We start from the raw sequence: 7,573 nt of genomic DNA on the forward strand, positions 1-7,573 counted from the left end.
AGGAGGTGGGACGGAGGGGGGAGGTGGCCCGGAGGCGGGTCATTCCTTGACGCTTCCGGCGGCGAGGCCGGACTGCCAGTACTTCTGCAGCAGCAGGAACGCGGCGATCAGCGGCACGATGGTGAGCAGCGAACCGGTGATCACCAGGTTGAAGATCACGTCGCCGCCGATCGTCTGGGCCTGGTTGTTCCAGGAGTCCAGGCCCAGGGTCAGCGGGTACCAGTCCGGGTCCTTGAGCATGATCAGCGGCAGGAAGTAGTTGTTCCAGGTCGCGACCGTGGTGAACAGCAGCACGGTCACGATGCCCGGGGCGAGCAGCGGCAGGGCGACCGTGAAGAAGGTGCGTGCCTCGCCCGCCCCGTCGATCCGCGCGGCCTCCAGCAGTTCGACGGGGATCGCCTCGGTGGCGAAGACCCACATCAGATACAGGCCGAAGGGCGAGACCAGCGAGGGGATGATGACCGCCCACGGGGTGTCGGTCAGCCCCATCTTGCTGAACATCAGGAAGGTCGGCACCGCCAGGGCGGTTCCCGGTACGGCGACGGCACCGATGACCACGGCGAACACACCGCGCTTGCCGGGGAAGTTGAACTTGGCCAGCGCGTAACCGCCCAGGATCGCCAGGAAGGTGGCACCGCCGGCACCGAGCCCGACGTACAGCAGGGTGTTCAGCAGCCAGCGGACGAAGATGCCGTCGTGGTACGTGAACGTGTCGCGGATGTTGTCCCAGAGGGCGAAGTCGTCGGCGAACCACAGTCCGGACGAGTCGGCGAGCCCTTCCTGGGTCTTGGTGGCGCTGATGACCAGCCACACCAGGGGCACCACGGTGTAGACGAGGACCAGGCCGGTGAGCACGGTCAGCAGGACGCTGCGCTTGGGGCGCTTGGCGGCGAGGTCGCCGCGCTTGCGGAGCCGGGGCACGCCCTTGGCCGAGCCGGTGGCCGGGGCGGATGCGGACGGGGAGACGGTGGTGGCTGGGCTGCTCATGCGGGTCACGCTCCCTTGCGCATGCCGCGAAGCTGCACGACATAGGCGATGACCATGGTGATCAGGCCCATGATGATGGCGACCGCCGCGGAGTAGTTGTGCTGCTGGCCGTTGAAGGACAGCGAGTACGTATAGAAGTTCGGGGTGAAGTCGGTCGTGATGGCGTTGCGAGCCAGTGGCCGCAGGATGCTCGGCTCGTTGAAGAGCTGGAAGCTGCCGATGATCGAGAAGATCGTCGCGATGACGAGGGCACCGCGGATCGCGGGGAGCTTGATGGCGGTGATGACCCGGATCTGTCCGGCGCCGTCGATCTCCGCGGCCTCGTAGAGCGAGTTCGGGATGACCTTCAGCGCGGAGTAGAAGATCAGCATGTTGTAGCCGATGAACTCCCAGGTGACGATGTTGCCGATCGACGCCAGCACCAGGTCGCTGGAGAGCGGGTCGGGCAGGGTGACATCGAAGGCCGAGTTGATGTCACCCACCAGTCCGTACTTGGTGCCGTACATGAAGCCCCACATCAGGGTGGCGACCACGGCGGGCACGGCGTACGGCAGGAAGATCGTGATGCGGAAGAAGTCCGTGCCGTAGAGGCGGCCGCTGTCCAGCGCGAGGGCGATCAGCAGGCCGACGAAGAGCATGATCGGCACCTGGACGGCGAGGAAGAGCGAGACCCGTGCGAGCGAGTCCCAGAACCGGTCGTCCTGCAGCGCCTGCTGGTAGTTGTCCAGGCCGACGAACTGGGTGCCGCCGATCAACTGGTCCCGGAACAGGCTGAGATAGATCGAGTACGCGATCGGGGCCAGGAAGACGAGGGCGAACACGGCCACGAAGGGACCGATGAAACCCCACCCGGTCCAGGAGCGGCGGTCCCCTTGCGCGGGGGGCCGTGCCGTGCGCGCTTTCGCAGCCGCCGGCGGTTGTAGCGTCGTCATGTCGTTCCTCGCTCGTCCCTCTCGCGAAACCCGGCGCCGTGCGCCGATGATGTTTGCGTAAACACGAAGAACTGGAAGACTCCCTGGCCTGTTATGTTTACGTAAACATCTGATGGCGGCATGTCTACACTGCCCCGTTGACGGTGGTCAAGGGTCATTTGAGGAAACTACGGTTCGAAACGTCGAGGGAGACGGGTGGACACAGCGGACAGTGCCTCGCCGGGCAGACCGCAGGCCGCGGCGCGTACCAGGAAACGGGCGTCCCGCCGGGCGCAGAGCGCGTCCATGGCGGATGTCGCCCAGTTGGCCGGTGTCTCCTCGCAGACGGTCTCGCGTGTCTCCAACGGTTACGCGGGTGTGAACGAGGAGACACGGCAGCAGGTGCTGGCCGCCATGCGCGAGCTGGGCTACCGGCCCAACAGCGCCGCCCGGGCGCTCAAGCGCGGCGAGTTCCGCACCATCGGTGTCATCACCTTTGGGCTGTCGACCACGGGCAACGTCCGCACGCTGGAGGCGATCGCGACCTCCGCGGCGCACGAGGGCTACGCGGTGACGCTGCTGCCCGTCGCCGTGCCCACCCAGGACGAGGTGCGTGGCGCGTTCTCCCGGCTGGGGGAACTGGCCGTCGATGCCGTCATCGTCATCCTGGAGGTGCACCTGCTCGACGCGGTGACCCTCTCGCTGCCGCCGCACATCAAGGTGGTGGTGGCCGACTCGGACGCCGGTGACCGCTACACCGTGGTCGACGCCGACCAGGCGGGCGGCAGCCGCGACGCCGTGCGGTACCTGCTCGGCCTCGGCCACGACACGGTCTGGCACCTCGCGGGCCCCGAGGAGTCCTTCTCGGCGCAGCGCCGGGCGGACGCCTGGCGCGCCGAGCTCACCGGGGCGGGGCGCTCGACGCCCCCACTGGTACGCGGCGACTGGTCGGCCGAGTCCGGCTACCGGGCCGGTCTCGAACTGGCCGGACAGCGGGACTGCACCGCGGTGTTCGCGGCCAACGACCAGATGGCGCTCGGCCTGCTGCGGGCGCTGCACGAGCGGGGCCGGCACGTGCCCGACGACGTCAGCGTCATAGGCTTCGACGACATCCCCGAGGCCGGCTCCTTCCTGCCACCCCTGACCACGGTCCACCAGGACTTCGCCGAGGTGGGCCGGCGCTGCGTCGAGGGTGTGCTGCGGCAGATGGGCCAGGACGCGCCGGAGCACGGGACCACACTCGTGTCCACGCGGCTCGTGGTGCGCGACAGCACGGCGGCGCCGCGGCCGCGGTGAAGCCGCCGGGCCCGTCTTCCGCCGCCGCCCGTCTGTCGTGGCTCGCGCCCGCCTTGGGCTCGCGCCCGCCTTGCGCGGATCCCGGCGTCCGGCGGGCTCGGCTTTTCGCGGCTGCGGGGACGGTCGCGGCTGTGACTGAGTGTTGCAGTTGGCCCGTGTGGACAACTACAACACTCATTGTGACGACGGCGCAGAGTCGTGCGTCCCGGGTGCTCAGTGTCAGGCGTTCGTAGATGGCTGGTGTGTAGTGAGCTCCGCCTGTTGCAGCCAGTCGATGTACCAGCGGGCGAAGGTGACCGGCTTCCCGGCCTGGCCGAGGAGCGGGACGAGGTCGGTGTCATCTGCCCGGCAGTCGGACCAGATGGTGCCGCGGTGGGTGCCGCTGATGATCAACCACTCCCTTTGGGCGCAGCCGAGGTGAGAGATCACGATGGCGCCGGCGGTGCGCTCGGGGGCGAACATCAGGGGTTCCCAGCGTTCGTCCCACGCCTCGATGGCGTCGTCGAAGTCCTCGATCTCCTCGAAGTCCTCTTCCTCCGGGCGCACTGCGAGAAGTGCTTCGAGGTCTTCGGGATCCGGGCCGTGGTCAGGAAACGGCCGGGCGAGCATGGTCAGGTCGGCGAGGTCGGCGCCATCTCCTTCCCGGCGCCAGCGGCCTTGTACGCGGCGGACGGGGAAGAGGCTGTATGCGGGACCCGCGCCGCCTGCGCCCACGGAGGTGAGGAAATTCCGGTAGTCATCCGGCAACCGCACACCCATCTGCGCTTCGAGTTCGGCAAGCCCGTCATGGGCCAGCGGGTCTTCCAGAGCCCACCTGTGCCCGAGCGAGCCGAACACCTTGCTACTCGTCGGTTGGGTACCCAACGCGGCCACGCGCTGACGTACACCGGTCCACTGCTGATCAACCATGCGTAGACGGTACGGGGAACCAGTGACAGCGGAAGCTGTTGGGGACCACCGCACACTGACAGGCCAAATCTGAAGTTCAGCCGCCCGACGGCGATGAATCCGAATGACGGCGCACGTGGTCCTGACCTAGCGTTCCGCCCATGAACTCTCTCGACGACAGCACTGACGTCAGGCCTCGTGTGACGATCCGCTGCCAGGACAACGCGTCCATCGGTGTGACGTTCTGCGACCGGTTCAGCTTCGACGCAGACTCTGTGCACTATGCCGTCGAGCTGAAGGCCCCGGGGCTGACCGCTCGCGTCAACGAGGTCGTCGCCTGGATCTGGGACAGGGATCTCGCCCCGTTCCTGGAAGGGCTCGCCGCCGACTACCGAGGATGGGACGGCGAACGGAGCTGGCAGACCAATGACCGGGACTTGGCGGTGTCGGCCGTCTTCCGCTACGGCGGGTACGTCGGACTGACCTGGACCTTGCACCCATGGCCGAAGGCCGCGGGCGGCTGGGGCGCATCAGTGATCACCTGGCTGGAGGCCGGCGAGCAGATGGCTTCCCTGGCTTCCGACATCCGGCAGTTCCTCGCCGGAGAGCAGCAGTGATACCCGGCTCCGGCATCCGCATCACCTGGACTCTGGGGGCACACGGATGGGCCGACATCACCCTTGAGGATCATCAGACAAAGGCCGAGCTCACCGCCTCCTACGTCACCAGTGCGCCCGAGGATTTCTTGACCGCGATGGTCCGGCTCGTCGCGGGCGAAAGGGAGACCCGTGTCCAATTCGAGACCGAGCCGACGGCCTACCGGTGGATCTTCTACCGCGAGGGCGAGGATGTCTGGAGCCGCGTGCTGGAACTGCGCGATGGCAGCGATCACGACAACAAGGGAACGGAGATTTGGTCAAGCTGGCTCGACATCGACCAGCTCTCCCGCGCGGTGATCCGCTGCTTCGACGAGGTCGCCCAGACCTTTGGCGAGAGCGGGTACCGGGGCAAGTGGGGTGAGCACTTCCCCCGAACCGAACTCGAAACCCTCAGACGCCTCTGGCGCACTCACCAACACCTCTGGGACACATAGTCAGGACAGCGCCCCTACTGATGTCGAGGAAAGGCACCCCTGGTCCGGGGCACCGACGGGCTGTGGACGGACTTCAAGGGCGCTGACGGCACAAGCACGTACGGACCAGGCCACGCAGTCCGGCCAGATACCGCGAGGACTCAGTCGACATCGGCGTGGCGTCGCCGTCTTCGCCGCAGAACGTGGGCTCGGGGACCTACAGCGGGAAACGCAATCGCTCAAGCCGTATGGAGGCCCCGTGGGATCCAGAGACGCCGACATCGATTTCACCTTCACGCGACCGACCACCGCGCGCGCCCTCCTGGACGCCCTGACCAGGTTGGGTTGGTCCGCCGTGATACCAGTCGGCCACGTTGCATACATGGTCAACGACGAGGACGACTCTTACGAGTGGTACGACAGCACACCCGAGCACATCGACGAGGCGCTGGCGGTGTTGGACTCGACGGCCAACCTGCCGTACACGGTGGCCCTCAACGTCTACCACGCGGAGGCGAAGACCGGCGGCATGCTCATGTTCCACGCCGGTCGCACGGATGTATCTTTCATTCCCAGCATCGGCCGTCGGCCCATTCCCTCGGCACCGGAACTCACCGACCTTGCCTGGTACCTGGACACACTCGTGCCCGCCCTCATCACAGCGGGACTCAGGGGATACGAGGCCCACGAGGTGCGCTACTGACGGCATCGGCTCAGCCAAAGTGGGAGTGTCATGAATCAGGGTCTTCCAAGATTTTCGTAGCCGGTGATCGTTGGGTTTGTCGGAGCATCAGCTGAGCAGGATGCGCTGGCGGAGGAGGGGGAAGCCGGCCCGGCGCCGAGCAGATGCCACAGGTGCCGGCGGTCCGCGACCTGCACGACGTGGGGTGCCGCGTCCGTGATGGCCTGGGCGAAGCTGGCGGCCCCGTCCCGGCACACCACCTCGAATCCCGCATGCGTGCGCAGCCAGGTGGCGACCGGCTCCTTCACTCGATCCGCGAGCACGTCGACACGCGCGCCCGTGGCGGCGTCGATGATGATCGTGGCGTAACGGTGGCCCCGGCGCAGGGCGAACTCGTCGATGCCCAGCACGTGCGGGACTGCCGCCGACGCCGGGGGGATGCGCCGGCCTGATCAGATCTGCTGGCCGGACGTCGATCAGCAGCGCGGTGCCGTGGAACAGCACCAGAAAGTCCGGGGTGTGCCGCACGGTGCCCCAGCGGGTCGTGAACTTCAGGGTGAAAGGCTGCGACAGCGTCGGCATCTCCACCGTGTCCTCACCGACCAGCCGCAGCACCATCCCCTCCAGCCCGACGACCTGCACTGTTCGGCCCTCGAAGCGAAGCCGGTCACCGACACGCAGAACCCCGCGAGGAGCGATCTCACCCATCGATCCCCTCCACGCGGACAACCTGCGTACCATCCCCCAGCGGGACGGTCAGATCCGCCTCCAACTCACCAGCCCACAACAGATGGACCAGCGCAGGCAGTATCTCCAGAGGGTCGCCCGCCTCCAGGGACCCGTCGGACACAAGCCGCGGCTCGTCGAAGGCGTCCAGCAGTCTCCCGGCCAGGCTGGGGATGCGGTGGCGCGGATGGTGATAGCCCGACAGTCAGCGGACGTTGGCCATCACCACGGGATCCGGCTCGTGCACCAGCACGTACGACCAGCCATCCAATGCCTGGCACATCGCTTCGGTCTCCGCGAACTTCTCCGTATCCTGCGGCCTCACCCGGTCCTTCGGCCTGACGTCGATCACGACAGCCGAGCCGTCCTCCAGCCGGGCGAAATAGTCCGGCGTATGTGAGACGAGACGCATTGCCCCCAGCCACGTCGCCCGGAACGGCTGCGACGACAGCCCGACCACCCGGCGGTCGTGATCGAGCAGCATCGCCCGATCCCGCTCCAGTCACGACTCGAACCCCACCAGCGAGCCCATCGTCGCCGCCCAGTACCAGCCCGGGAAGTGCCGCTGTCCGCGCTACGAAGCGAACCGACGTACAGGCGCCGCAGCCTCGAACTCCACCCGGTGCACCGCGTTCAGCGACGACCGGCGCAGACCCCCGCCGTCGCCGTCCATCCACTCGACGTCGACCAACCCCAGATCCATCCCCACCTCCGGCTTGCTGGTCCTGCCGCAATCGACCATGACAGGCCCTGCGCAGCGAACCAGGTGGATCAGAACTCAAACCCCACGATCGAAGCAAGATCCAATGCGAATCGGCCACCGTGAACGCGAAGGACTGCGAATCTGCCAACTGGAATGCGATGGGACAGCTCCCGCTACCCTGTGGGCCACCTACGCCGCTCATGGGGGCAACTAGCCCTTCAGTTGGAGATCGACTCTGCTGCGGTAGTTCGGTGATCTGCCGGCACGGGTAACTGCCGGGCATGCAGGCGCCGTTGTTGGACGTCCCG

General features: G+C 67.1%; 10 protein-coding genes. 4 read left to right on the plus strand and 6 right to left on the minus strand.

Annotation, left to right across the window (positions count from 1 at the left end; genetic code table 11):
• Positions 1-39: 39 nt before the first annotated feature.
• A complete protein-coding gene (locus AB0D14_RS39185; RefSeq protein WP_362788480.1) occupies positions 40-987 on the minus strand; it encodes a carbohydrate ABC transporter permease in 948 nt (315 codons plus the stop codon).
• 5 nt (positions 988-992) lie between these two features.
• Entirely contained in the window at positions 993-1,919 is a 927-nt protein-coding gene (locus AB0D14_RS39190; RefSeq protein WP_362788483.1) for a sugar ABC transporter permease, read from the minus strand.
• A gap of 195 nt (positions 1,920-2,114) precedes the next feature.
• On the opposite strand from AB0D14_RS39190, the gene AB0D14_RS39195 reads away from it, so the two are divergent.
• The gene (locus AB0D14_RS39195; protein WP_362788485.1) at positions 2,115-3,194 is read left to right on the plus strand and encodes a LacI family DNA-binding transcriptional regulator; all 1,080 of its coding nucleotides are present in this window, start codon (positions 2,115-2,117) and stop codon (positions 3,192-3,194) included.
• A gap of 219 nt (positions 3,195-3,413) precedes the next feature.
• Here the strand turns inward: AB0D14_RS39195 and AB0D14_RS39200 are convergent, their stop codons facing one another.
• On the minus strand, positions 3,414-4,103 hold the full coding sequence (locus tag AB0D14_RS39200; RefSeq protein ID WP_362788488.1) for an SMI1/KNR4 family protein: 690 nt from the start codon (positions 4,101-4,103) through the stop codon (positions 3,414-3,416).
• 140 nt (positions 4,104-4,243) lie between these two features.
• Between AB0D14_RS39200 and AB0D14_RS39205 the strand changes: the two genes are divergently transcribed.
• The 3 genes from AB0D14_RS39205 to AB0D14_RS39215 all read left to right on the plus strand — a co-directional run bounded on the left by AB0D14_RS39205 (position 4,244) and on the right by AB0D14_RS39215 (position 5,857).
• Positions 4,244-4,699: a DUF6228 family protein gene (locus tag AB0D14_RS39205; protein WP_362788491.1), complete on the plus strand. Its 456-nt coding sequence runs from the start codon at positions 4,244-4,246 to the stop codon at positions 4,697-4,699.
• Entirely contained in the window at positions 4,696-5,175 is a 480-nt protein-coding gene (locus tag AB0D14_RS39210; protein WP_362788493.1) for a hypothetical protein, read from the plus strand. Before AB0D14_RS39205 ends, AB0D14_RS39210 begins: the two co-directional genes overlap by 4 nt.
• A 238-nt stretch (positions 5,176-5,413) precedes the next feature.
• A complete protein-coding gene (locus AB0D14_RS39215; protein ID WP_362788496.1) occupies positions 5,414-5,857 on the plus strand; it encodes a hypothetical protein in 444 nt (147 codons plus the stop codon).
• A 35-nt stretch (positions 5,858-5,892) separates the two neighbouring features.
• Here the strand turns inward: AB0D14_RS39215 and AB0D14_RS39220 are convergent, their stop codons facing one another.
• The 3 genes from AB0D14_RS39220 to AB0D14_RS39230 form a co-directional block, all read right to left on the minus strand.
• A complete protein-coding gene (locus AB0D14_RS39220) occupies positions 5,893-6,246 on the minus strand; it encodes a transposase (RefSeq protein WP_362788499.1) in 354 nt (117 codons plus the stop codon).
• A gap of 521 nt (positions 6,247-6,767) precedes the next feature.
• On the minus strand, positions 6,768-7,064 hold the full coding sequence (locus AB0D14_RS39225) for a TnsA-like heteromeric transposase endonuclease subunit (protein WP_362788513.1): 297 nt from the start codon (positions 7,062-7,064) through the stop codon (positions 6,768-6,770).
• A gap of 72 nt (positions 7,065-7,136) precedes the next feature.
• Positions 7,137-7,265: a hypothetical protein gene (locus AB0D14_RS39230; RefSeq protein ID WP_362788502.1), complete on the minus strand. Its 129-nt coding sequence runs from the start codon at positions 7,263-7,265 to the stop codon at positions 7,137-7,139.
• Between the last annotated feature and the right edge of the window lie 308 nt (positions 7,266-7,573).

Origin of the sequence: Streptomyces sp. NPDC048484 (genome assembly GCF_040651415.1) — a bacterium.
Lineage (GTDB): Bacteria > Actinomycetota > Actinomycetes > Streptomycetales > Streptomycetaceae > Streptomyces.